The organism is Providencia sp. 6390 (assembly GCF_058148425.1).
In genome coordinates this window covers 1-25485 of sequence record NZ_JBYVYL010000004.1, presented here as the reverse complement: position 1 = coordinate 25485, position 25485 = coordinate 1, and the positions used below count along the sequence as shown (strand labels likewise).

Annotated in this window: 29 protein-coding genes and 4 pseudogenes; 14 read left to right on the top strand and 19 right to left on the bottom strand. The window is 41.8% G+C overall.

Annotated elements, in window-relative coordinates:
- Positions 1-2: 2 nt before the first annotated feature.
- From AC3Z9T_RS09540 to AC3Z9T_RS09470, 15 genes and pseudogenes are all read right to left on the bottom strand, one after another.
- Complete coding sequence (locus AC3Z9T_RS09540) at positions 3-434, bottom strand: fimbrial protein (protein ID WP_490125945.1); 432 nt, start codon at positions 432-434, stop codon at positions 3-5.
- Positions 435-463: 29 nt separating this feature from the next.
- Positions 464-1195 carry a fimbrial biogenesis chaperone gene (locus AC3Z9T_RS09535; protein ID WP_490125944.1) on the bottom strand — a complete coding sequence of 244 codons (732 nt, stop codon included), beginning with the start codon at positions 1193-1195 and terminating at the stop codon, positions 464-466.
- Between the two features lie 28 nt (positions 1196-1223).
- A complete protein-coding gene (locus AC3Z9T_RS09530) occupies positions 1224-3773 on the bottom strand; it encodes a fimbria/pilus outer membrane usher protein (RefSeq protein WP_490125943.1) in 2550 nt (849 codons plus the stop codon).
- Between the two features lie 57 nt (positions 3774-3830).
- Entirely contained in the window at positions 3831-4409 is a 579-nt protein-coding gene (locus AC3Z9T_RS09525) for a fimbrial protein (protein WP_490125942.1), read from the bottom strand.
- Positions 4410-4623: 214 nt separating this feature from the next.
- Entirely contained in the window at positions 4624-5175 is a 552-nt protein-coding gene (locus AC3Z9T_RS09520; RefSeq protein ID WP_490125941.1) for a fimbrial protein, read from the bottom strand.
- A gap of 231 nt (positions 5176-5406) precedes the next feature.
- Complete coding sequence (locus tag AC3Z9T_RS09515; protein WP_490125940.1) at positions 5407-5691, bottom strand: helix-turn-helix domain-containing protein; 285 nt, start codon at positions 5689-5691, stop codon at positions 5407-5409.
- A gap of 893 nt (positions 5692-6584) precedes the next feature.
- Entirely contained in the window at positions 6585-6764 is a 180-nt protein-coding gene (locus tag AC3Z9T_RS09510) for a hypothetical protein (RefSeq protein WP_490125939.1), read from the bottom strand.
- 234 nt (positions 6765-6998) lie between these two features.
- Positions 6999-7496, bottom strand: a complete 498-nt coding sequence (locus AC3Z9T_RS09505) for a hypothetical protein (protein WP_490125938.1) — start codon at positions 7494-7496, stop codon at positions 6999-7001.
- A gap of 214 nt (positions 7497-7710) precedes the next feature.
- Positions 7711-8221: pseudogene (locus AC3Z9T_RS09500) on the bottom strand (antiterminator Q family protein).
- A complete protein-coding gene (locus tag AC3Z9T_RS09495; RefSeq protein ID WP_490125937.1) occupies positions 8218-8433 on the bottom strand; it encodes a protein ninH in 216 nt (71 codons plus the stop codon). Before AC3Z9T_RS09495 ends, AC3Z9T_RS09500 begins: the two are co-directional and overlap by 4 nt.
- Positions 8423-8788 (bottom strand): RusA family crossover junction endodeoxyribonuclease, encoded by a 366-nt coding sequence (locus AC3Z9T_RS09490; protein ID WP_490125936.1) that lies wholly within the window; start codon positions 8786-8788, stop codon positions 8423-8425. The genes AC3Z9T_RS09495 and AC3Z9T_RS09490 overlap by 11 nt, the downstream gene beginning before the upstream one ends.
- Positions 8785-9071, bottom strand: a pseudogene (locus AC3Z9T_RS09485) (DUF1364 domain-containing protein). The gene AC3Z9T_RS09490 and the pseudogene AC3Z9T_RS09485 overlap by 4 nt, the downstream one beginning before the upstream one ends.
- Before the next feature lie 105 nt (positions 9072-9176).
- Positions 9177-9392 (bottom strand): hypothetical protein, encoded by a 216-nt coding sequence (locus AC3Z9T_RS09480; RefSeq protein ID WP_490125935.1) that lies wholly within the window; start codon positions 9390-9392, stop codon positions 9177-9179.
- Positions 9389-9832, bottom strand: a complete 444-nt coding sequence (locus tag AC3Z9T_RS09475) for a recombination protein NinB (protein ID WP_490125934.1) — start codon at positions 9830-9832, stop codon at positions 9389-9391. The genes AC3Z9T_RS09480 and AC3Z9T_RS09475 overlap by 4 nt, the downstream gene beginning before the upstream one ends.
- A gap of 17 nt (positions 9833-9849) precedes the next feature.
- A complete protein-coding gene (locus AC3Z9T_RS09470) occupies positions 9850-10041 on the bottom strand; it encodes a hypothetical protein (protein WP_490125933.1) in 192 nt (63 codons plus the stop codon).
- 860 nt (positions 10042-10901) lie between these two features.
- Between AC3Z9T_RS09470 and AC3Z9T_RS09465 the strand changes: the two genes are divergently transcribed.
- Complete coding sequence (locus AC3Z9T_RS09465; RefSeq protein WP_490125932.1) at positions 10902-11756, top strand: tyrosine-type recombinase/integrase; 855 nt, start codon at positions 10902-10904, stop codon at positions 11754-11756.
- A gap of 20 nt (positions 11757-11776) precedes the next feature.
- On the opposite strand, the gene fliE is transcribed toward AC3Z9T_RS09465, so the two are convergent.
- Positions 11777-12088: a flagellar hook-basal body complex protein FliE gene (fliE, locus tag AC3Z9T_RS09460; protein ID WP_490125931.1), complete on the bottom strand. Its 312-nt coding sequence runs from the start codon at positions 12086-12088 to the stop codon at positions 11777-11779.
- A gap of 355 nt (positions 12089-12443) precedes the next feature.
- Here fliE and fliF point away from each other — a divergent pair, with 355 nt between their 5' ends.
- The 13 genes from fliF (at position 12444) to fliR (ending at position 23449) form a co-directional block, all read left to right on the top strand.
- Positions 12444-14129, top strand: a complete 1686-nt coding sequence (fliF, locus tag AC3Z9T_RS09455) for a flagellar basal-body MS-ring/collar protein FliF (protein WP_490125930.1) — start codon at positions 12444-12446, stop codon at positions 14127-14129.
- Positions 14126-15118: a flagellar motor switch protein FliG gene (gene fliG / locus AC3Z9T_RS09450; protein ID WP_490125929.1), complete on the top strand. Its 993-nt coding sequence runs from the start codon at positions 14126-14128 to the stop codon at positions 15116-15118. Before fliF ends, fliG begins: the two co-directional genes overlap by 4 nt.
- The gene (fliH, locus tag AC3Z9T_RS09445) at positions 15111-15842 is read left to right on the top strand and encodes a flagellar assembly protein FliH (RefSeq protein WP_490125928.1); all 732 of its coding nucleotides are present in this window, start codon (positions 15111-15113) and stop codon (positions 15840-15842) included. Before fliG ends, fliH begins: the two co-directional genes overlap by 8 nt.
- A complete protein-coding gene (fliI, locus tag AC3Z9T_RS09440) occupies positions 15839-17206 on the top strand; it encodes a flagellar protein export ATPase FliI (protein ID WP_490125927.1) in 1368 nt (455 codons plus the stop codon). Before fliH ends, fliI begins: the two co-directional genes overlap by 4 nt.
- Before the next feature lie 8 nt (positions 17207-17214).
- Positions 17215-17658: a flagellar export protein FliJ gene (gene fliJ / locus AC3Z9T_RS09435; RefSeq protein ID WP_490125926.1), complete on the top strand. Its 444-nt coding sequence runs from the start codon at positions 17215-17217 to the stop codon at positions 17656-17658.
- A complete protein-coding gene (locus AC3Z9T_RS09430) occupies positions 17659-18984 on the top strand; it encodes a flagellar hook-length control protein FliK (protein ID WP_490125925.1) in 1326 nt (441 codons plus the stop codon). It abuts the gene before it with no gap.
- Positions 18985-19146: 162 nt separating this feature from the next.
- Positions 19147-19629: a flagellar basal body-associated protein FliL gene (gene fliL / locus AC3Z9T_RS09425; RefSeq protein WP_490125924.1), complete on the top strand. Its 483-nt coding sequence runs from the start codon at positions 19147-19149 to the stop codon at positions 19627-19629.
- Between the two features lie 5 nt (positions 19630-19634).
- Positions 19635-20642 carry a flagellar motor switch protein FliM gene (fliM, locus tag AC3Z9T_RS09420; RefSeq protein WP_490125923.1) on the top strand — a complete coding sequence of 336 codons (1008 nt, stop codon included), beginning with the start codon at positions 19635-19637 and terminating at the stop codon, positions 20640-20642.
- Positions 20635-21051 (top strand): flagellar motor switch protein FliN, encoded by a 417-nt coding sequence (gene fliN / locus AC3Z9T_RS09415; protein ID WP_490125922.1) that lies wholly within the window; start codon positions 20635-20637, stop codon positions 21049-21051. Before fliM ends, fliN begins: the two co-directional genes overlap by 8 nt.
- Before the next feature lie 16 nt (positions 21052-21067).
- The gene (gene fliO / locus AC3Z9T_RS09410) at positions 21068-21496 is read left to right on the top strand and encodes a flagellar biosynthetic protein FliO (protein WP_490125921.1); all 429 of its coding nucleotides are present in this window, start codon (positions 21068-21070) and stop codon (positions 21494-21496) included.
- Between the two features lie 12 nt (positions 21497-21508).
- The gene (fliP, locus tag AC3Z9T_RS09405) at positions 21509-22249 is read left to right on the top strand and encodes a flagellar type III secretion system pore protein FliP (protein ID WP_490125920.1); all 741 of its coding nucleotides are present in this window, start codon (positions 21509-21511) and stop codon (positions 22247-22249) included.
- Between the two features lie 145 nt (positions 22250-22394).
- A complete protein-coding gene (fliQ, locus tag AC3Z9T_RS09400; RefSeq protein WP_490125919.1) occupies positions 22395-22664 on the top strand; it encodes a flagellar biosynthesis protein FliQ in 270 nt (89 codons plus the stop codon).
- Positions 22665-22666: 2 nt separating this feature from the next.
- Complete coding sequence (fliR, locus tag AC3Z9T_RS09395; protein ID WP_490125918.1) at positions 22667-23449, top strand: flagellar biosynthetic protein FliR; 783 nt, start codon at positions 22667-22669, stop codon at positions 23447-23449.
- 822 nt (positions 23450-24271) lie between these two features.
- Here fliR and AC3Z9T_RS09390 read toward each other — a convergent pair.
- The 3 genes and pseudogenes from AC3Z9T_RS09390 to AC3Z9T_RS09380 all read right to left on the bottom strand — a co-directional run.
- Positions 24272-24480: pseudogene (locus AC3Z9T_RS09390) on the bottom strand (PAAR domain-containing protein).
- Between the two features lie 41 nt (positions 24481-24521).
- A complete protein-coding gene (locus AC3Z9T_RS09385) occupies positions 24522-24821 on the bottom strand; it encodes a hypothetical protein (RefSeq protein ID WP_490125917.1) in 300 nt (99 codons plus the stop codon).
- A pseudogene (locus tag AC3Z9T_RS09380) lies at positions 24818-25485 on the bottom strand (hypothetical protein); the annotation flags it as partial. The pseudogene AC3Z9T_RS09380 and the gene AC3Z9T_RS09385, both read right to left, overlap by 4 nt.

Below are 25485 nucleotides of genomic sequence, written 5' to 3'. Positions count from 1 at the left end.
CCCTATTCATAGCTCACCTCTAAACGCAATGCGTGCCGATCTTTCATCGATACTGGGAGATAAATTGGATTGTCACCATTGAGCAATGAAAGTGGGTAACGAACTGAAGATACCCCTCGCTGCGCATCATAAAAGCGTACGCTTGCAGGGGTATTGGCGGTGGCATCAAACAGGTTCATTTCACGGTAATCCCTTCCTGCACCACAGCCCGTCAAACTCAGCGTTTTATCTAAACTCAAATTACATGGCGCATTAAACAGCGTGGCATTCACCTGTATTCGACCTTGGTGCAACGGTTCATAGTCCGATTGATTCACTGGTGTATTCGCCACAGGATGGTCAGCGATCGCCAAATGACCGAATACACTGCCCACAATGAGTAATGCTGCTCTGCACCATGTTAGTTTCATGAAAATATTGTGTTTGCGCATCATCCTTTCCCCGTTAGCCAAACCATTTGAAATTACTGTCCACCCGTGACAGCACATGTGTCACCTTGGCAACGAAAGACCAACGTCGGCTTGCCACCATAGTCATTGATATAAGTCAGATACGGTGTGGATAAGGCTGGCGAGGTCACATCCTGTGTTGACTTAGGTGGCACCATCACCACTTCAAATGAATTTTGTTCAGAGGCGGCTTTACTGTTCCCTAACCCAATTACAGTTAAATTAAAGGGAGTGGTATTATTGATACGGTAACCTTTCGCTGTTTTCGTCAACGTCACCTTATGTGCCCACTTCGTTTCCGACTCAGGCAAAATCGAGCTTGGGCGATAAAACAATTTCACACGCGATTGCAAGGCAATTTGTAAAGTATTGCCATCGGAGGATTTCGGTGGCACTTCACGCAAATTGAAGTAAAACACCGATTCTCGATCTTGCGGTAATTTGCTCAATTCAGGGGTAGTGCTTAAACGCACTAAACTATTACTGCTCGGCTCAATACGTTGCAACGGAGGCGTTGCCAATATCGCGCCTTTGGTGAGTTTGTTCCCCTGCAAATCTTCGATCCAGCTTTGCGCTAAGTAGGCTTCTTCGGGGTTATCATTCGAAATGGTGACGTTGATTGATTTTTCCGTACCTGGAAAAATAATTCGTGTTCGATCTAACGTGACCGCGCTATAAGCACTCATTGACACCAATGCAGTGATACCCACCAGTACACGACATAACCCTTGACCTAAATTCAACATAATTGACCTCATAAAACGGATTAAAAACTTATTTTTTTGGCGTTGCGTCTGCGACTGATTGTGCTGGTACCGCAGAAGAGCATGGCAGTAACAACATGCTTGATAATGACGTTAAATTATCTGGCATCTGTAATTCACATTGCTTCTCACCCGCCCAATACACAGCGAGGGTTTCTTTCGGCGAAATACCGACCAGCCATGTCACTCCCTCTTCACCGACAATGCCCAATTCACGGTTATCGGCGTTACGTACGCTGGCCCCAAACGGCGGATTTTTGCCATTGCGTAGCGATAAAATGGCGAACAATTTTTCCCCTTTCATCACCGAGAGGCTGCGATAACCAATCGCCCCTTTGGTCAGCGTAATATCCGTGGTTGACTCCAACGTTTCTAAATTCTCAGGTAGCTTGCTGGTATTAATCGACGCCGTTGATTTGCGATAGCTATTCACATTCGGAATAACAGCAAGCCCGAAGCGGTTGGTTTTAATCACCCCGCTGTCCAGTGGTACATCCCCCACACCGGGCGTTTCAATCATCAAACGGGTATCACCATTGGCACTGCGATGTAAGGCAACACCGTGTGCCGTTGCTGTGATCCCACTGTTAATTGAGGCCCCAAAACTGCGATACTGCTGCGGTACATAACTGGCGTTTGCCGATAAATTGGCTTGAGACAGGTCACGTGAGTAATAACCACTGATACTTGATTGACTGTCCATATTTTGCCCGTGGTTATAGCCCACATTCAGACTGTAGTTATCACGATCGCTATAGCCGCTATATCCCACACTGTGGCTGTATTGATTATTGCCACCCGCTCGTGAATACAACTCAGAGAAGGTAATATTGTGCCCGCTATACAGCGGAACAGTGAGATACAGGTTGATGGCATCGTCTTGATAGCCGTTATCACGCTCAGTACGCGTTGCCGATAGTGAAATATTGGCATCTTGCTGAGACAATCCAGGAATGCTGATGTTGGTACTCGCGTATAGACCATACTGTGTTTGTGGTTTATCCTGCCAATAAGTACTGTATTGATAATTCAGCGATAAATTGAAATTATCAAAGTACTTATTTAAATAGATTTGATAGTTTTCTTTAGGTGCACGTACCACATAGCCCGTACGGTCTTGATCCATAAACTGAGTGAGCGTGCGGTAGTCTCTATCAGCAAATCGATAACCAGCAAAAGTAATATCGGTGCGTAACGCATCAAACGATTTTGCATAATTAAGGCGATAAGAACGCCCTTGCAAAGTTTGGCTAGTAAAGTGGGCAAAAGACTGTGTAATATCAAATGACAATGCACCGAAAGCAAACAAGTCTCGACCAATACCGATTGCCGCAGTTTGGTAATCACCGTTCAATTGCGAGCCACCATACAATGACCACGCATTGGATAAACCATACGACAATTCACCACTCACCACCGGTTTACCGGTTAAGTTGTGGCCGTCATAGCGCGTTTTCCCCGCCACTAACTTATAAATGATGCGCCCTGGGCGGGTTAGATAAGGCAGCGAAGCGGTACTGAGACTGAATTTTTTCTCTTCGCCATTTTCTTCACGTACAGTGACATCCAGCACCCCACGAATACCGCTATCTAATGTCTGAATACGGAAAGGCCCTGGCGGTACTGTCGTTTCTAAAATCACGCGATCTTGGCTACGCACAATCACGGTAGCATTGGTGTTCGCAACCCCGATAATTTCAGGGGCATACCCAACCAACTTAGGCGGTAACATGCGATCGTCACTTTCGAGTGAAATACCACTGTATTGCCACGACTCAAAAACATCCGAGTAGAAATAATTCTCTCCAACGGTCAAAATAGCGGCGAGTTTCTTTAACGAGGTAAATGCGTACAGGCGGCTAAAATCAAAGTTATGTGTTTCTTGCGGATTGCTGCCGCCATGTTGTTTTTGATAAGTCGCATTATAATCGCCACGAAAACGCCAAGCACCAAGGTTAATACCCGCTGTTCCATTGGTGGATAAATAGGTACGTTTGTTACCTTTATTTTCTTCTGTCACCGATGCATTGGCACTGTAATCGACAAAGGCACCATTGACCCCTTCTTCCCATAGCGCAGGTGGTGTCCAGTTAGGATCACGATATTCCATCCATAATTGAGGAATAGTGATTTTCAGCGATAATGAAGACAGTTCAATTGTCGACTGCGCCCCAGTTAACGCTGAAAGGTCAAGGCACTGTCCATCTTCTGTTGTGGTGACTTTTTCTTTTGCTGAGTCTTTCAACCCCATAATATCCAGGAGATTAGCGGGGATACAAACACCTTGACCTGACTCAGGTTGCTGAGCATTTTGTTCAAAGACAGTGATGTCACGTGGCGCGCCTAAACGCTGCCCGTTGACAAACACCGTTAATACATAGTGTCCGGGAGGGACATAACCGGCAACGGAAAATTGGCTCATGTCCACGTTTTGCATATCTTCCGCATCCAATACATCCGTATTGAATTCTGTTGCATACGCTGTGCATGCACTAACGCTCACCGCCAATAAAACGGCCAGCCTTATTTTGCTAAGTTTGAACATCATGCCCTGTACCATCCCAAAGACAGCAAGAAGGCGTCCTCAATGTCATCATTGAAGCCATGCCTCTGTGCTTTATTGATAATCGATAAAAAAACGAACTAGTCCTTGATAACTGCCGGCTTGTAGCGGTTTACCGGTCAGTTCTAGTCGTAAAAAATAGCGTAAAAAGAGGGTTTGACCTGATTTACCTTGCCGTAATACGCTGTCAAATAAGGGGTAAGTCTCCCCCGGTATTAAGACATTTTTCGTGTTATCCAATACCGAAACGCCCAAACCGTGAGAAGGCCCTTGTAAAACAAAAGCAGGGATATTGTCTGCGCCTTGCCCATCAAAACGGATCGTCCATGTTTTGCTGTCAATGGAACTATACACACTGCCACAATCACGAAGCTCAATGTCAAAGGGGCGAGTTTGTTGTTCTCGTTCGACCGCCGTTGAGAGCATCGTTAACGTTAACGATGAAAAATCGACCGTTTGATAGCGATTTGACATCACAATCGAACATGGCGTTGAAATCACACTACCCACAAGCTGAGTGACACCCTCATGACGCATACCCACTTCTTTAGCGCCAAGAGCCGATGTCGTACCCACAATAAGCGAAAAGAGGATCCCTGTAATTTGCAGGCTAACACGTTGATATACAGCCACCCGTTTCTCCCTTACAGACATCACAAAATCCGTCCGCGTTATGACTGTTAACAAACAGATAATGTTTGACGGCAGTCGTTAGAGGTTGTTAAATACGCGAAGAAAACCCATTTAGTGGTTTTCAGTTGAGAATGCGAAGAGGGAGAAATTGCACTTTGCCCCTCTTCGCGAGCAACGTTGGCCGCCAGCGTCCACTGGCGGTCAATTTATCAACTTATTGATAAGTAATACGGAAGTTAGAGATAGCACTGAATTTACCTTCAGCCACATCTTTATTCGCTTCAACCGCTTTTGCCAACGCTTTGAACGTTAACGTGTTATCACCAGTTTGGTTGGCAATACGAGGTAAAACGTCGGTTGCTTTACCAAACTCGAAACCGTCAATCATCACACCGAGGTTGTTGGCGTTACCTGCAGAAGTCGCCAGCAGTGTATTGCCTTTGTCTGCATAGTTTTGGCCTGTGAAGACTAATTCCATAGATTTCACAGCAACTGGTTTACCTTCGGTGTCTTTACCGAAGTTCGCGAAGTCACAACCTGTAAATTTGATATCGAACTCAGCTTCTGCAGCTTTACCGCTTTCCAGCGCTTTACGTGACAGCTGACCGAAATCAACCGTTTGTTTCAGTGAAGACTGCTCGATATTACAAGGCGTGTTAACCACTGAACCAACAAAGTTGATAGTCCCTGTGTTATCAGCCATTGAACTGAATGGAACTACAGACGCCGCAAATACGGTTGCAATCGCTAATTGAGTTAATTTCATTTATTTTTCCTTTCTAGTAAAAGACAATAGAAACCAGTCACCCTCCTGAATATTAAGGGTGTTAATTTCATTTTTTTGATAAAGCAAACGTTACATCATTAATAAAAGCATCATCCTTGCTGCTGTTTAATTCCTTTATTTTTATCTCTAAGAGATATAGCATTCCCTATAGGCGATCGCTCGCCCATATCATGAATTTCTTGTGTGTTTATTAAATAGAAAATTTATTTTCTATAAAAAATGATTTCTTTCCTGTATTTTTACATCAGCAATTTCATCGGAATAATTAATCATGACGGAAAAGAAAAAATCCGACCAACTTTTTCCTAAAATATCGAGCATAATATCGAGAGTTTCAATATTAATACCAGTTTCGCCACGCTCATAACGAGAGATTTGTTGTTGACTCACTTGCATTAACTTCCCCAATTGATGCCCTGTGAGCGACTGGTTCTTCCTCGCTTTTTTTAAAAAGCTCCCAATATCCTTTCGTAATAACTCTTTATTTTTTGTCATAATAAAAACCAATAATAAATAGTTTACTCAGTTTATTTAAATATCTTACCGCACATCAAAATTTGATTTTTTAATAAGATAATAGTGAAAGAAAATCGTTATTTGAAAATCAAAAAACACTTAACTGGTGTCGAATATAGAGTTAACCACTTTGAGAGTAAATACGTTTATAACGATCGATCTTAATATTTTGATAGTTTATATCTATTAAAAACATAATATCGATCGCCAAATACGATAATACAATTAATTTAACTCAAATTTATCAATGAATTAAAAGAAAAACCAATATTATGAGTAATATAAATACCCAAAAAATGCGTTATTCATATCACGAGTATGTTAATTTAATTAACGATATTTTCATTTTGTTACAACTTTAATTATTTTGATATAAATTCATAGAAAATATACTTCCATTTCTCAAATGGAAAAAAATCACCATTAATTTTCAATCTGCATGACATGATAAGAATATTGTCTAGAAGGTGAGAACTCATTAATAGTTTGGCGGTGTCTTTAGAAATTCCTTAAGAAATCATTCTAACGAAAATCAGTGAACACCATTAACTATAACGTAAGTTATTTAAAGTACGCAATATATGTGTAAATATTCTTTATTAATAAATTTGCATTATGAAATTTATTAGATTGTTCAAAGAAAAAAGTCTGGCATTTCGATTAGGTCAACAAGGATTTACTATTCATTCAGCACCGTTTCCCTATTTACGACTCATTACTCGTTGAGCTACTTCAATTATAAAATCAAGAGTCATAGTTAAACATGTTTACTCAACCAATCAAAAAATGATTAAAATAATTTAGTTAATAGAATAATTAGCTAAAAAGAACATATATTAATGTTCATATCCGACCTATTATTCTATTTCCTATTACTTCGATTTAATTTCTGAATTTAATTTTTCATTCAGTTCTTTCACAAGCTGAGCCAATACTTCTGTATCTTCTTTTGAAAGATATGATTGGTATTTATCAACAAAGCGATGTATCCGCTCCATTCCAGCAATAATTTTCTTAGCCGCTTTATCAATATCACTTTGATTAGTATTCATTTCGCACCCACTTTAAAATTTATCCAATGAATTGACTATAGCCACAATCCAACATCTAGCTCTATGGATTTTGTGCCCTAGCAAGGCGGCAAGGGAGAGAGACCCTAGGAGCATACGTTAATAGATAGCCGCGCACAGTCTCTAAGTGTGTGTGATTAGAATTCTGTTGCGGCGTATTTGGAGCATCTGGTCGGAATAACCAAATAGAAGAATTAATAATAATGATGATTTATATCATCGTTCCCACTGCGATTCCCAAGACTTGCTATCTCCACCTATGGAGCCAAAACCCTGAAGTCTTTCCCTATTTCGGTCGATATTTATCTGCTTCATTCTACTTTCGATATTTCGCTTTTCATCGCTAGATAGATCGCTATAAATATACATACCCTCAAGCGAGCTATATTCCCTATCTAAAGATTGGATTTTTCGTTGCGATGCTTCAGATTGCTCTTTTTCCCACTTTCGCCTGTCATTCTCTTGCTTATCTCTTTCATATCTAAGATAACCCAATGAATATGAGCCATCATTTTGACTTCTTACAACGGCTTTGTTTTGTTGTTGCTCTAATTCAATCTCAAATTTTGTTTTGCTGTGCCCCATTGAGTAGGCACTAATGGGTTTAACGCCACTGGAAGATTCTTTGATTTTTTGGGGGGCATTTTTTACTTCTACTGAGGGGGCGGAGCATCCAAGTAAAAATAAGTAAGGTAATACTATTGTCGCTTTCATGTAGTCACTCTAAGTTATCATCGCTATTAGATAGTACTCCAATAGACACTTTTAGCGCTCAAAAACCCCATAATCGTTTTACTTATATTTAACAAAATCCAATAGTTAGACTTTGAAAGCAAAAAGCCCCACCGAAGTGAGGCTCTAGAATCTGGTTAAGCAAACCTAAGAACAGTTAAGGCAGCTTACCTGATAAGTATTGTCCATTTGGACACTACTGCCAACAGCAAAGTTCAGTTATTTTCCCAACTTTAGCTACACGTTTAAGACTGTTCATTGCATTTCGAAGAGGTTCATGTAATAACCACTGGCAAGCTTTCAGTTTTTCGTCAACTTCTCTTCGGCATGTTCGCAATGATGGAACCTTTATTTTCCCTCCTGACCTTGTTTTCATTTTGCGGGGGATTTGCAACCTTATGGTAGTAAGATGCTATCGAAAGCTTGGATGCACCATGAGCGTAATAGCTGAGTAATATTTTATAAGCCTGTTCGTCAGTGGCGATGATTGAATCTACGACCTGAGAAATCAACATTCCTTCATCGTCACTGCACATAGGTCTGGATGGTGTACTATTTGGCTCTACTGTACGCATGAATTTATAAATCATGTTTATCATGCGTACATTCAATCGGCCTGAGTGAACCCAAGCACCCCACAACTCAAGCCATCCGTTAAGCCAGTCGAATTGTTCCTTCGTTAACTCTTTCTCTCCGATGTAGCTCATTTTACCCCCTGAGATTCTTTACCGTTCCATCTATCACCACCGCAGTGTCTAACCATTAGTTTGTTATTAATGGTCACATGGCTTTCAGCTTTAACATCGGTAACGTATTTTCCAACCGTTCCTCTGTTGCAATTCAACCATCTGGCCACTTGAGTTTGATTTCCTCTGGCCTTGATTAGCAACTCAGGAATAGTTGTTATCTCAGTCTGCATCGCCTATCTCCCATATTGTGATATCTAATGAACCGCCTTTAACTTTCTCCCCGCGCTTTATTCGGAAATCATCTATCTGCTCGTCGTCATCCCAAAAATTAGCGTGAGTAAGCGAATCGAAAACAGCTTTAGGCAAGTTATCGAGGTCTCTTTTGCGTTTGTCTGGGGAGTTTGCAGTGATGACTATTTTGATGCGGGAAGTGGTTTTGATATCTAGGTTTTGCTGCTCTATGTAATCTGTTACTTGTTTTCGGTAGTTTGTGCCTTTAGGTGATATATAGTGCCTGCCTCTGCAGTGTCGCCAGTAGGTATTATTACTCGGTGGCCATGGCAATTTAAGGTGATATTCATTCATGCCTTGATCTTCCCCTCGCTTTGCAATATGGCCTGAGTTCGAATAACTCCCTCTAGGTGACATTGCTTTGCATATTCAGCGTCCGTGATTCGCGTCCTGCGGTCGATTTCGTCATGACAACCTACATGCCCAAGCTATAAATAAATCGCTAGGCTTGCATCCTGTGCCGCATAGTCCAGCCATTCGATAATGGGCGCCGACTACAGTTTCAGAATTGCCGTTACAGACTGAAGGTATTCTGACTTGGCACTCTGCCTTTTGCCTCTTTGCGTAAGTTAGCCATATATCGCCACCTTGAATATCCATACCGATGCAAATAGACAAGCAAATATGGCCACCATAAATAACTTGGCTCCGAGTGTTAAATTTGGGTATTTACGTTTCATCATTACACCTCTTGGATATCAGCGACTTTGACTATTTCGTCGCTAAGCAATATAGATGTTTCCAAATCCCCGCTAACCATTCTGATAATTACGTTATGCAGTGGCTCTCCATCCGTTTCCCTTGGATATGTAGAGTGGCATTCAGCTCGGCTATGCTTGTGGTAAAAATCCAAAGCCTGTTCTGATATCTCGTAGACCTTTCCTTTTTCTAGTTTCATCGCTCTTGCTGCTCCTTGAGTTTCATGTATTCGCTTGTGTGTGGGATTATTAGTTGCAATCCGAACTGTGCGCACCATGCTTCAATTTTCGCCATGTACTGATACATATCGCCAGTGTCCAGTCTTGATGTGTGTCTGAGCTGCTCTCTGATGGTTATTTCCCCTGTGACAAAGTTGGTTTGTTCAATTTCTTCATAACCGAGGAATGTAGCTTTCAGGTCATTCTTAACTTTCTCTTCCGTCATCCACGTGCGACCACTCTGAATCAGATATTTACTGATTTCTGAGTACCATTTATGTGAAAGATTATTTTGAGATAAGCTACGTTTTGGCTTGTATACTTTGATTGTGACACTGAGCTTTGGGTGGGATTTGAGTAGTTCGTTTATGTTGCTATCAAATAGTTTTTTGGTCGATTCATGTAAGCAGAAGTTTTCCAAACCTACCTCCTTTCTTATTAATCTTTTTGGTTATTTGCAATACAATCAATAGCTATGAAAATAATGAACTTATTCGTCCCCAAAACCTCATCACTCGCTATGCTACTTTTTAGTACATGGCTTCCAGCTATTATTGTTCCTGACTTACTACTTCTTGCATTAATTAATAGCAATGCATCAGAGTACATAACTGTTTCTTTTATTTTCATACTATCGTTATGCCTTTCTCTTGTTAGGCTTGTTTTTTGTATGTCTGTAATTCTTGGTATTGTTTCTATGATGATGGTGCGGATTACATTTTGGAGGATTTTGGCATTAATACTAGTTGTTGCTGAGCTGCTTTATTTTATGATTTCAAATATTATCACTCACTGTTAGCTCCCCTGTTCCAATATTTGCGTTAACAATTAACTTGTAGTACCTTCCATATCCTAAATTCACTGGCAGAAAGCAAATCATGCAGTTCTTAAGTAATTTCCTCAAAGGTAACTACTCAATTCATTACTTAGCTATTGGTTGGTACTTGAGCACAACTGTTGTTAGCTTTGTTTTTGAAAAATATCCCAGTACAAATCCGACACTTAGAATGGAAACCACACTTTACCTCATGGCTACATCTAGAGCTTTGCAGGGCTTAATTTCTTTGCTGGTCCTAATAGGCCTGTTTCAAATACTAAAAAGTAACCTCACTAAAGTTGGCCTACTCTATGCCCTTGTTGCAGCTATATATCTGTCAATCAACATTGCAATATTCTATGACCTTGTGGGCTATATTAGCGCTGGTAATTGTGAGTCAGAATATTGGTGTATGCGCACGTATTTCAGCTGACAATAGATTTCATTCCCCTTCTGGCATTGGTATGCTGTCTACATACATCCAATAACCTATGGTGAATTAGCTAACAAGTGGATAGGAATCAAAAGCGTTGAAATATCGTCAAGCACATTAAAAAAATACATCACTATTTTAAATGCAGTATCTAATTTTATTAATACAAAAAGAAATGTATCAACATTTAAAACTGAGGATATTTTATTAATACGAAATAATTTATTAACATCGCCAACCTTGGACAGAGGGCATAAAACAAACAAAATTGGCAGAACAGTACCAACAGTAAATAATTATATTGGATTGCTTAGGCACATTTTTAATTTTGCTTTTGATAATGGATATATAAACACAAATATATTCTCATCAATAAAGCCATTGAAAAAAGATAGGCCAAAGCCAGACCCAATAACACAAAATGAGTTTCCTAGGCTTCTCAGTGCCGCCAACAATGAGCAGTCAAGAAACATGTTAATTACATCTGTGTATACAGGGTTGAGGCCGGGTGAACTTTGCTCTCTTGCTTGGGAAGATATAGATTTCACTGAGAAAACACTAACAGTAAGAAGGAATCTATCAATTGTAGGTGAATTTACATTCCCAAAAACTCAGGCAGGAACTGATAGGGTTATTTATATGCTTGACCCTGTTATTGAGTGCTTAAAATCTCAAATGGTCTTAACTAGAATGACTCAACCAGAGATTGTTAATGTATCAACAAGGGAATTCGGTAAATCAAGAGAGGATACGTGCACTTTTATTTTTCAACCAAACATCGTTGCAGCGAATGGGTTGAAAACAAAATTCTACTCTCTGGGCGGATTTGGTCAAATATGGAACTATCTGGTAAGAAAGTCAGGAATTAGACACAGGAAAGCATATCAGACAAGGCACACATACGCATGTTGGATGCTATCAGCCGGAGCCAACCCTGCATTCATTGCAACGCAAATGGGACACGCATCATCAAAAATGGTTCATGATGTATATGGCGCATGGATGACAGAAAATGATGCTAGCCAAATTGATATTTTGAATAGAAATGCCCCATCACTGCCCCATAAAGGCAATGAAAAGGCAGTTAATTCATAATATTCAAATAGATAAACCAATCACACTGGCATCGACATCACCTCTTGATACGCCGCAACCAACTTATTGCGCACTTGGATCCCCATTTGCAAACTCAAGCTAGCCTTTTGCATATCCACCATCACATCATTAAGCGACACATCGCCTTTACCCAAAGTAAAGTCTTCGACCTGTTTTGCCGAGTGGTTTCTGATGTCATTAATTTGATTAACAGCTGACACGAGGTGATCAGCGAACCCTACGGGCTCAATAGTCGGTTTGCTATGATTGGCTGCTTGGGTCGCGGTCGCTTGCAACTGTGATAACACCCCTTCAATGGCTTGAATAGTCATGTATTTCTCTTCAATGTTATGTGCGAGCAATCGTCGCTATCTAATTATACTCGTCTACTTCAAGTTGCAGCGGTGTTGACTACGTTCATCTAGCCGAGTCACAGTGTTTATCTATGCTTCTCGACTATCTTCGCTTGTCGCCTACCTGCACCTCGAATTATTTAGAGTATAGGTATAGCACAGGCTTTTTAACTTGAAGCCGATAAATAACACCAAATTTATAGGCTGATTCCGTCATTAGATTTATTAGAGTCATCAATAATAACAGCGTAAAAAAGTGACGTGACGAAGAGGGAATAACATTGTTTCGCCAAAAGTGTTTTCATCTGTTGATTCTGCAAGGCAAGGAATATCTATGAGTGCCGCATCTAAAGAAATGGGAGAGGCTTCGAAAGGGTTTGCATCTATTACTGCACGCCTGAAATCATCCCCAAAAATTCCATTAATGATTGCTGGTGCTGCGGCGATTGCGATTGTTGTCGCCCTACTTCTTTGGCTACGCAGCCCTGACTATCGAGTGCTTCTTAGCAATCTCAGCGCAAAAGACGGCGGTGATATAGTCAGCCAATTAACACAAATGAACGTGCCATATCAAATCGCTGATAACGGTAGCGCAATTTTGGTACCCGCAGACAAAGTCCATGAGCTGCGTCTTAAATTAGCACAATCTGGATTACCCAAGGGGGGTAATACAGGTTTTGAACTGCTCGATAAAGAACAGTTTGGTATCAGCCAGTTTAGCGAGCAGGTTAACTACCAACGTGCACTTGAAGGTGAATTATCACGCACTATTGAATCACTGAGCCCAGTACAAAACGCGCGTGTTCATTTGGCCATTCCAAAACCGACTTTATTTGTTCGTGAACAAAAGCTCCCCACCGCTTCAGTCACTGTAGGATTACTACCAGGGCGCATGCTAGATGAAGGTCAGATCACTGCCATTGTGCATATGGTCTCCAGTAGCGTTTCAGGTTTAACAGCCACAAACGTGACGATTGTTGATCAAACAGGTCGTTTACTGACCAACAACGATAACAGCCAACAATCCGCAAATAACGCACAAATCAAAATGACAAAGGAGATGGAATCCCATCTCAAACAACGAATTGAAGATATCCTGTCACCTTTAGTGGGTCGCGCCAACGTGCATGCACAAGTGACTGCACAAATGGATTTCTCTAAAGTTGAACAAACCTCTGAAGAATATAAGCCGAACCAAACACCTGATAGTGCGGCAATCCGCTCTCGTCAAAATAGCCAGAGCATGCAAAACAACACTGGCGGTACAGGTGGAGTGCCTGGCGCACTATCTAATCAACCACCAAGTGCACCTACCGCCCCTGTATCTACCGATAAAAGCAACCCAGCAGGTCAACAAACCACAGCCACTCGTAATGGTTCAAGTAACTCACAAAGTGATGAAACCACTAACTACGAAGTCGACCGCAAGATCAGCCACACCCAACGTCAAATCGGTGTTGTTGACAGATTATCTGTCGCAGTGATCATCAATTACTTACCACAAGAAGGTGAAAATGGCGCTCAAATGAAGCCACTAACACCTGAAATGATGAAGCAAATTGATGCATTGACACGTGAAGCAATGGGATATTCGGCAAATCGCGGTGACTCGTTAAATATTACTAACTCACTCTTTACCGATGAAACGGTTGTTGAAGAACAACCTTCAGTGTTCGAAAACCCACAACTTGTCGGCCAAGTATTGGATTATGGCAAAATTATTTTAATTGCCCTGATTGCTTGGTTTATGTGGCGTTTCGGTATCAAACCACAATGGGTGAAATACCGTCAATCACAGCAGGCGCAAGTTGCCGCCGAAACCTTCGTCGCCGCTCAGCCTAAGACCCCTCTCGTGGTTGATGAAGAAATTAATGAAGATATGGACGAGCAAACACGTCGTCGCCTCACTCGTCAACGCGTGAGTGCTGAAATTCAAAGTCAACGTATTCGTGAAATGGCAGAGAAAGACCCACAAGTCGTTGCAATGGTCATTCGTCAGTGGTTAGGAAAAGCACAATGATGTTAACAGGAACCGAAAAAAGTGCCGTGATGCTAATGACACTCGGCGAAGATCAAGCAGCTGAGGTGTTTAAACACCTAAATCCCAAGGAGGTTCAACAGTTGAGTATGGCGGTTTCCAACATGCGCCAAATCTCAAACAATGAACTGGCTGAAGTGCTGACTGAATTTGAAGAATCAGCAATTCAATTTGCTGCGCTCAACATCAACACTAATGATTATCTACGCTCAGTACTGATCAAAGCATTAGGTGAAGAGCGTGCTGCAAGCTTGTTAGAAGATATTTTTGATAAACAAGAAAGTACATCAGGTATCGAAAGTCTTAACTATATGGAACCACAAACCGTAGCCGATATTATACGAGATGAACACCCACAAATTATCGCGACTATATTGGTTCACTTAAAGCGCAACCTCGCGGCCGATGTATTAGAACTGTTTGAAGAGCGTCAACGTAATGACATCATGCTACGTATCGCCACCTTTGGTGGTGTACAACCGGCTGCATTAGCGGAACTTACCGAAGTTCTCAATAACTTGTTGGATGGTCAAAACCTCAAACGCAGCAAAATGGGTGGCGTAAGAACAGCAGCTGAAATCATCAACTTAATGAAAAACCAACAAGAAGAAAGTGTTATTGATGCAATGCGTGACTACGATGGTGAATTGGCGCAGCGCATTATTGATGAAATGTTCCTATTCGAAAACCTTATCGAAGTCGACAATCGCAGCATTCAACGCATTCTACAAGAAGTTGCCAACGATTCACTGGTTATTGCCCTCAAAGGCAGCAATCAAGCGCTACGCGATCACTTCCTCAACAATATGGCTGTGCGTGCCGCTGAAATCGTTCGCGATGATTTGGAATCCCGCTCACCAGTACGTATGTCACAAGTAGAGACCGAACAGAAAGCGATCCTGATGATTGTTCGTCGTTTAGCGGAAAAAGGCGAAATCAGTATTGGTGGTGGAGACGATGTCTATGTCTAAGTCACCAATCGAGCAACAATCATGGAAGCCTTGGCAATTGCGCGAATTGAATCAATGGGATCTCAATTCTTCGGCCATCCCTTCATTAGATGATGTACCAGAGCCTGATAAACCCAAAGTGCCCTGCCTTGAACCTCAAGAGGTACTTGAGCAAATCAATTTGCTGGATAACTTAAAAGAAGAAGCACAACGTTCTGGTTACCAACAAGGTCATGATCTCGGGCAAAAAGAAGGTTATCAAGCCGGATTTGAACAAGGGTTACGTGCAGGTGAAGAACAAGGCCGCCAGCAAGCGCTGGCTCAAGAGCAACCGATTATTGAGACTTGGCAAAAATTACTGTCTGAATTTAATTATTCAATCGATAGCTTTGATACCGTTATCACCACAAAGTTATTGCAAATAGCCTTAACCGCTGCAAAACAAGTACTGGGTCAATCAACTATCTGTGATGGTACTGCCCTACTAGAAGAAATCAGCCATTTATTGCAGCAAAAACCCATTTTTTCAGGGCAGCCTGAGCTACACGTCAACCCTGCTCATCTAGAACTGATTGAACAACATTTAGGTTCATTATTGAGCCTTAATGGTTGGCGTTTAGTCGCTGATCCTAAACTGCACCTCGGTGGCTGCCGTGTTATCGCTGAAGATGGCGAAACTGATATGACCGTCGCAACACGTTGGCAAGAGCTGTGCCGTCTTTACGCGCCGGAGACCTTGTCATGACAGTAAGGATGGGACGTTGGATAGCAACGCTTGATGATTTGGAATCTCGTATGAAAGGGATCCCAATGACACGCCATTATGGTCGACTCACTAAAATCACTGGTTTAGTGATGGAAGCTGAAGGTATCAAAATGCCGTTGGGTGCGACCTGTTTTATCGAACGTGCGATTAATGGCCGTCATGATGAAGTGGTGTGTGAAGTGGTGGGTTTCAATGGCCCACGAATGCTATTGATGCCACTCGCGGATCTGGAAGGGATCGCTCCAGGTGCACGTGTTTATGCACAAACCACAGGCGATGATGGTCAAACCAGCCGTCTATTACCACTCGGTGATGAGTTACTGGGTAGGATCCTTGATGCACAAGGCACACCACTCGATGGAAAAGGCCCATTAGAAGTTAAACATCGCGCGCCCTTAATCACACCGCCAATTAATCCATTAGAAAGAACTCCCATCAACAGTGTGTTAGATGTTGGCGTGCGCGCTATCAATGCCCTTCTGACCGTAGGTAGGGGCCAGCGCATGGGGCTATTTGCGGGCTCTGGGGTCGGTAAAAGTGTGTTACTTGGCATGATGGCTCGCTTCACACAGGCTGACATTATTGTGGTTGGTCTGATTGGCGAGCGTGGTCGCGAAGTCAAAGATTTTATTGAAAACATTTTAGGCGCTGAAGGATTACAACGCGCTGTCGTCGTCGCTGCACCAGCCGATGTCTCACCCTTACTGCGTATGCAAGGTGCCTCTTATGCTACTCGTATCGCCGAATACTTCCGCGATCTTGGCAAAAACGTACTGTTAATTATGGACTCCCTCACGCGTTACAGTATGGCACAACGTGAAATCGCCCTCGCGATTGGCGAACCTCCTGCCACAAAAGGCTATCCACCTTCTGTATTTGCAAAATTACCTGCACTGGTTGAACGTGCAGGTAATGGCAAAAATGGGGGCTCTATCACCGCTTTTTATACCGTCCTCACAGAGGGTGATGACCAACAAGATCCGATAGCTGACTCTGCACGAGCCATCTTAGACGGCCATATCGTGTTATCAAGAGCGCTGGCTGAATCAGGCCACTACCCTGCTATTGATATCGAAGCTTCGATCAGTCGGGCTATGACAGAGCTGATTGATAAACAACACTACCGCTTGATCCAACGTTTTAAACAGCTCACATCCAGTTATCAACGTAACCGCGATTTGATTAATGTCGGCGCCTATGCCGCGGGTAGTGACCCGATGCTAGATATGGCAATCCAATATTACCCACGTATGTCGAAATTTTTACAACAAGATATCGATGAGCGTTGTGATTATCAAAGTGCTTGTGAACAATTGGTTCATACGGTTCCCAGTGAGTCATGAGGGGTTAGATGAGTAACAATAATGCGTTAACAACATTACTAAATTTAGCCGTAGAAGCGTCTGACGAAGCGGCAAAGGTGTTGGCTCAAGTTCGACAAACGCAGGTACAAATGTCTCAGCAACTCAACATGTTAGAAAACTACCAAACTGAATACCGCCAAAAACTCAATCAAACGTTACACAGCGGTATCGATGCTGATAAATGGCAAAACTATCAACAATTTTTAGTCACGCTAGAACTCACTATTGAGCAACAGCAACAACAGCTGACTTTATGGGAACAACGTGTCAATGAAGCAAATCGCCATTGGCAGGAAAAGCAACAACGAGTGAATGCGTTCGATACCTTAATTCAACGTGCCGAACACAGTAAAAATCAACGATTAAACCGTTTAGAGCAAAAACAGATGGATGAATTTGCTCAACGTGCCACGTTACGGAGAAACCAATAAATGGACGTCAATACGCATAGTTCCCCTGCAATGTCATCAACGGCAGGGGTAAAAAAACAACAAAATGACTCGCGTTTGGATGCAGATCACGTTCCTGCATTGCCTTTCCAAGCAGTTCTTGATAATCAGCAACCTGCTCCGCAACAAACCAATACCAATGAACCTGTTGCTGAAAATGCATCAGAGACAACCATTGATATAACACAAACAGAAAATAACCCTCAACCGACAGCTAAACAGCAGACTGAACACGCCATTGAACAGTTGAACTACAGCCGAAGCTTACGTCAGGATGGCAAGCAACCTATATTACAAGCACAACTACTCAACCAAACAGATAGCGTAGAACAAACGTGGCTCAATAACTTAAAAACAACGGTTGATAGTCAAACATTAGTCTCTTCCACCACTCAATTTGCTGACGGTAAACAAGCTGCCTTAGTGCCTTTTGCTGAAAAATCACCTGCATTAGCAACCGCTTTACAGGCCGAAGAAGAGACTGAGTTACGCGCTCAGGTACCGCTAGCAAACGACGACGAAGCCCCCGCACATTTAGCAACTTTTATTAAAAATGAAAAGGAAGAACGTAAAGATCAGCCTTTGCTGCCACTGAATGAAAGTCGACAGACCTCGGTTAAAGATTTAACTCATGACTTTATGCCATTAAATAAAAAGAGCGTTGAGAAAGAGCCTTTATCAATATCACAAGCGGTCAACACCCTAGAAAATAGCAGCAACCTAAAGAGTGCATTTAACTCCCCAATCGATAGCAATGCATTGCAAGTTACATCAACTCAGTCCGCATCGGCACATACCGTCAGTATGATGCCAACGCCGACAACCTCGCCAACAGTCACCGCCAATGCACCGATTATATCGATGCAACCCGGCGCACCATTAGGCAGCGAAGCATGGCAGCAGCAAATTAATCAACATATGATGTTTTTTTCGCGCCAAGGTATTTCGCACGCTCAGATTCGTTTGCACCCTGAAGATCTCGGTTCTCTCAACGTTCATCTACGTATAGAAGATAACCAAGCCGTGATGCACTTTGTATCACCTCATAGCCATGTCCGCGCCGCTATGGAAAGCATGATGCCAGTATTGCGTAATGCTCTTCAAGAAAGTGGTATCCATCTAGCACAAGGCTCTGTTGGGCAAGACAATTTTAATGGTCAATCAGGCTCTAACCATCAAGCGGAACATCAACAAAATGTAGCCTCATCAAGCACAACCTTAGTCGGTATCGCCAGCAGTGAGCCATCATCGATGGCATCAACTCAACCTGTAGCCCGTGCACGAGGTGGTATCGATACATTCGCTTGATTTTCAAACAATAGGTGGTGATTTCGTAACTAAAGCGCCGAGTTACCCCCTATTTGTTTCGTTTTTCCCCCCTTTAGACTGGCTCAATCAAGCCATAATGCTAAAGATAACAAAATAAAAACCCAACTGGGTTCGATTTTCATCAATAGGAATTTTGCTAACATGCCGTCTTCAAGCAATGCATCTAAACGTTCAAATAAAGGGCTAATTGCACTATTTGCCCTTCTTGCCATCGCCGGTGCAGGTTTTGGCGGTTATACATGGTGGACAACACAACAGACGGCAAATCCAACCAATGAAGATGAAAAGCGCGCTAATATGCCACAACCCATTTTTATGGATTTAGAACCCTTCACCGTGAATTTGCCGGGTTTGAATGAATCCCCTGATCGCGTGTTGTATATCAATGTGACCTTACGACTCGCCAATGAAAAATCACGTAAACAACTTCATGAATATTTGCCTGAGGTACGCAGCCGCTTGCTACTACTGTTATCTGAACAAAAATCTAAAACCCTCAGCACTCATGAAGGCAAATTGCAGTTGATGCAAGCCATCAAAGAAACACTCTCTCCGACGCTGATCCCCGGTGAGTCAGGTCAGGATATTTCAGACGTGCTATTCACGACCTTTATTTTGCGGTAATTCAGATGAGCGATAATATTTTATCTCAGGCTGAAATCGATGCGTTGCTCAATGATGATGCACCATCGTCGAACGAATCAGCGACACAATCCAAAGACAAAGATCAAGTTCGCCCTTACGACCCGAACACACAGCGCCGTGTTATTCGTGAGCGTATGCAGTCGCTCGAAATTATTAATGAGCGATTTGCACGTCAGTTCCGTATGGGCCTATTTAATATGCTACGCCGCAGCCCTGACATCACGGTAGGTGGCATAAAAATCGAGCCTTACCATGAGTTTGCTCGTAATCTGCCCGTTCCAACCAACCTCAATCTGATCCATATGCCACCATTGCGTGGCACAGCGTTATTCACCTTTGAACCTGCATTGGTTTATATCGCGGTCGACAACCTATTTGGTGGTGATGGTCGTTTCCCTGTTCGCTCTGAAGGTAAAGAATTTACCAATACTGAACAACGTATTATTAATCGGATGTTGAAACTTGCTTTGAGCGCTTACCGTGATGCTTGGAAGCCCATTGCTGATATCGATGTGGAATATGTGCGTTCCGAGATGCAGGTCAAATTCACCAACATTACCACCTCACCGAATGACATTGTCGTCACCACGCCTTTCTTAGTTGAGATCGGCAATACTGTTGGTGAGTTCAGCATTTGTATCCCAATCGCCATGATTGAACCACTACGCGAGCGGTTAATTAACCCGCCGGTAGAACAAGGGCATCAAGAAAATGAAGCGTGGGTCAGTAATTTAGTCACACAAGTTAAACGCTCTGAGTTAGAACTTGTTGCCAATTTTGTCGATATCCCATTACGGATATCTAGACTCCTGCAATTGCAAAAAGGAGATGTCATCCCTATCGATAAACCTGATCGATTAATGGTCAGTGTTGATGGCGTACCTGTATTGACCAGCCAATATGGCACCCAAAACGGCCAATATGCATTGCGTGTAGAACATTTGATTAACCCTGTTTTAAACACTCTAGATGAGGAAAGTACCAATGAGTGAGGCGAATAACTCTCCTGATGCATCAACCAATCACGACAGTGAAGATTTATGGGCTGAAGCACTGGAGCAACAAAAGAAAGCGGGATCCTCCTCTGCCGGTGCACAGGCGTTTGCAAGTTTAGATGGGCAAAATACGCTTGATCAGCTTTCTGATATTAACTTAATTATGGACATCCCAGTTCGTCTTTCTGTCGAATTGGGGCGCACTAAAATGACCATTAAAAAACTGTTAAGTCTTTCACAAGGCTCGGTAGTTTCTCTTGATGGTCTTGCTGGCGAGCCATTAGATATTTTGATCAACGGCTATTTGATTGCCCAAGGCGAAGTGGTCGTAGTGTCTGACAACTATGGTATTCGTATTACCGATATCATTACTCCGTCAGAACGCATGCGCCGTTTAAGCCGTTAATAGGTAAGAGACTGACATGAAAACGACACCATTTATTAGCCAAACCGAACAACCAAGCGGTCAAGCGATCCCCGCCATCAGCAACAGTAACAGCCTAATGCAAATTTCAGGAGCGCTAGGTGGGATCATCTTGTTAATACTGGCTGGTTCATGGTTAGTGAAAAAACTCGGTCTCGCCCCTAAAAATTTAGGTAAAAGCCAATTATTGAAAGTCAAAAGTAGTTGCTCACTGGGTAGTAAAGAACGCGTAGTCGTGGTTGAGATAAATAATGAATGGTTGGTACTCGGTGTGACTGCACAGTCAGTGAATTTGTTGCACCAATGCCCCGCGGCAAATGAAAAACCGCTTGCCTCCGTTTCTGAACCACTGACGTTTCAATCCGTTTTCAAGAAAAAACAAGATACCGCCAAACAAGCGCTATCAAAAACAACGAATTGCCAATAATTGGAAGCGCACATGTTCTCTTTGAAATCTACCTCTGTGATCGCTTCGTTATTATTACTACCCACTCAAGCTTTCGCTTCACTGCCGCCCATTATCAGCCAAACACTGCCTAATGGTGGGCAGAGTTGGTCATTACCAGTACAAACGTTACTCTTTTTAACCTTATTGGGTTTTATCCCAGCCCTATTATTGATGATGACCAGTTTTACTCGTATTATCATTGTATTAGGGCTATTACGTAATGCACTCGGCACCCCTTCAGCCCCCCCTAACCAAGTATTATTAGGTCTCGCATTGTTTTTAACCTTTTTTGTGATGTCACCTGTTGCTGATCAAGCCTACCGCGAAGCCTATCAACCATTCAGTGAAGACAAAATTAGCTTAGAAACCGCGTTAGAAAAAGGCACTGCCCCGTTTCGCACCTTTATGTTAGGGCAAACACGTGAATCTGATTTGGCTCTGTTCGCCCGTATCGCCAAAGTGGGTGATATCCAAGAAGCCAAAGATGTACCAATGCGCATTTTAGTGCCCGCTTTTATTACCAGCGAACTAAAAACCGCTTTTCAGATTGGCTTCACCATTTTTATTCCATTTTTGATCATTGATTTGGTAGTCGCGAGTGTCTTGATGGCACTTGGTATGATGATGGTTCCACCTGCAACCGTCTCTTTGCCATTTAAATTAATGCTATTTGTTTTAGTCGATGGCTGGCAGCTATTGCTTGGCTCTTTGTCACAAAGTTTTTTTAACTAATATTGCTTCGTTAATACTCTAAAATAATTCGAAGTATAGCTAGGCAATATGTAATCCATGCGAATGAACGCAATTACCATACTTTAGTGCAAAGCGCTGCCACTTGAAGTATGACGAGTATAGCAAGTACCAATAAGGGATAGTGATGACACCTGAATCAATCATGGCAATGGGCACAGAAGCAATGAAAATTGCCTTAATGTTAGCGGCTCCGTTATTACTAGCCGCCCTTGCAGCGGGGCTTATTATCAGCCTATTGCAAGCCGCAACACAGGTAAACGAAATGACACTGTCATTTATCCCTAAAATCCTATCAGTGATTTCAGTGATCATTATTGCAGGCCCATGGATGCTCAACCTATTGCTTGACTATATGCGCACGTTATTTAGTAACCTGCCATTTATCATTGGCTAGCTATGTTAACCATCACCAGTGAAACGCTCACGCTTTGGCTAAGCCAAGGTTTTTACCCTTTTATACGCCTATTAGCGCTGTTTGGTACAGCACCCTTTTTCAATGAAAAACAATCCATTACCAAAGCACGCATTATATTAGCTTTTTTTGTGATTTTAATCGTTTCGCCACAACTCCCTGTCGTTAATATTCCATTGTTTTCCGCTATGGGGCTATGGGTGATCGTACAACAAATGGTGATTGGGATTGCCATTGGATTAACCATGCAAATGGCGTTTGCCGCGGTGCGCCATGCAGGCGAAGTGATTGGATTACAAATGGGGCTTTCTTTCGCCACCTTTTTTGACCCAACTGGCGGCCCCAATATGCCCATTTTAGGGCGTATTCTAAATTTGATTATGTTGCTGCTATTTTTGTCATTTGATGGGCATTTGTGGCTGATTTACATCGTGATCAATTCATTTGAGCTGATCCCAATTCAAGTCTCCCCTCTCAATCGAGATGGTTTTTGGTCATTAATCCAATTTGCCAATAGTATATTCATCAATGGATTAATGTTGGCACTGCCTTTTATTACCTTGTTTTTAATCCTTAACTTAGCACTCGGCATTCTTAATCGTATGACCCCACAATTATCTGTGTTTGTGGTAGGTTTCCCACTAACACTGACGATCGGTATCAGTATGTTAGGGCTGATTATTTCGATACTACCACGCTATAGCGAACGGTTAATCCATCAAGCCTTTGAGCAGCTGTCGCTGATGTTTGGGTTGTTTGTGGGGTAAGTAATTTAGGTAGTACAGCGAGAGCTACCTAAAGGTTGATTTACTTTATTTATCAATAAAATAAATAAAATAAGAAGTCAGTCATTAAATCTAGTTTGAAAATTAATAGTAAGTAAATAAATAACATCACATTTCTCCTTTAGCGCCATGAATTATAAATTTATAAGTAACATTAGAATAACCAGGCAAAAACAACAAAAAATAACACACCAAAACAAAATCACTAGTACTTCAAATATCATGCGCTAAAATTAATTAGAAAATAGTTATTTAAAGCTGCCTATACGGCAGTAAACAAGTTAAATAACAATAGAATAACCATTTCTAAGCTGATTTACATCAGTTAAATTTCTTATTAAGAATAGGCATTAATAACTGGTATTCATGATTGCTTTAGTGCATGCAATAAATTAAATTCAAGCATTAAAAATTACAACTTTTTGTAAGATTAAAATTTATAATTCCTGTTTTATTTTTCTTAATATTTAAGCTCACAACATCCTTTCAAACCATATTTTTAAACTATCTATGTGACAGTTAACACATAGCTAAACCACGCTCCCCTGCAAAATTTTTTCTAAGCTACCTATACGACAGTGAACCAACTAACATCGCTAAAGTTGTTCTGTTATCTTTTCTAAACTGTCTATGTGGCGGTGTGTCATCGGTCATGCAAAACTGCCCCAATTCAAAGAACCCGACATTGCCAACTCTGTAACCTTTTTAAGATCTAATTATGCTCTTCAAGCCGTGCAATTTTCATTTTCAATTCATAGATCTCAACTTGCTCTAACGCCATGAGTGAAGCTTTTGGAGAAATTGTCAATGAACATTGACACCGTTAATTTTCATCAAGCTATCACCTTCAACGATAGTCCCTATTTTTTGCATGATGGGCAATAAACCGAGCCTCCCACACAAGCGACGCCTTGGGTTTGTTTGGTCAGAGAAGCTTCTGTAAACACAGTACCACATGTATTGGTGGTATCATTTTTTAAGATAATTTTACGACCATTCACTGTGCTATGCATAACAAATCCTTCTCTTATCCAATTTAATGAAATCCAAAGTATTAAGGAATTAATTCCATTGCTAAATATATTTTGTCTATCAACTCGCTAATATTATCAGCAGTGACTAAAAATAAAGGCTCGTCCCAATCGGAATCTTTAATGATAACTATATAAAACTTGCCATCTACCTGAAATGATGGTCTCCAACTAACATCTAAAACATAATTTAAAGGGAATTCAACCTGTAGCATATCCTCTTTTAAAAGATCAACTTGCTGGGGTAATGGTATATTTTCATCAAGTTCTAAATCATTGAGAATGATAACACCATTTTTTTGTTCAAAATTAATATTTATCATTTTATATGTCTCCGATATTCGTTTTCCGATATTGGATGTCCGTGGACTGTTCCGGCAGAATACTCCGCTCGTACCCATTGACTCTCTTTACCTTCACTAGCTCCAATGACTCTTCCCATATCTTTTACTTTCCATTGTTTTCCATTACTTACAGGTGTGCCTGTAGCATGAACATCCAGCTCTACTGCTTCAATATCTATATCCGGTTTATACTTGGCAGGTCCCGATCTAGTTGATTCTACTGTATCTTTCCAGCGTTGATTTTTCTTTGGTACATGCTTGCCGTCATATTTAGTCCAATTAGGGTTTTCATATGTTCCTTGCTTATTCTCATTTAAACTCGTATAAACGGGTTTTACATCCTTTCTCTCAACCGTCAGGATATAATCGCGAAAATCGACAGGTTCAACATCGTGCCCAGTATGCCGCCAGACAATCTCGTCATCCGCAACAGGCTGTGTTTCAGGGCGATAATCGAGATCATGAATAGCAAAACCTTCCGGTTTCTCGACTTTTTGAGGCAGAGGTGAGGGTCCCGCATGAATAATCGGCCCTTTTGGAATATCATCAATCCGCGCGGAGATATTAATAATATCCCCAGACGCCGCTACCCCCATGTACAGCTGAGTACCACCATCCACATCAAATCGATAGACTTCAATGG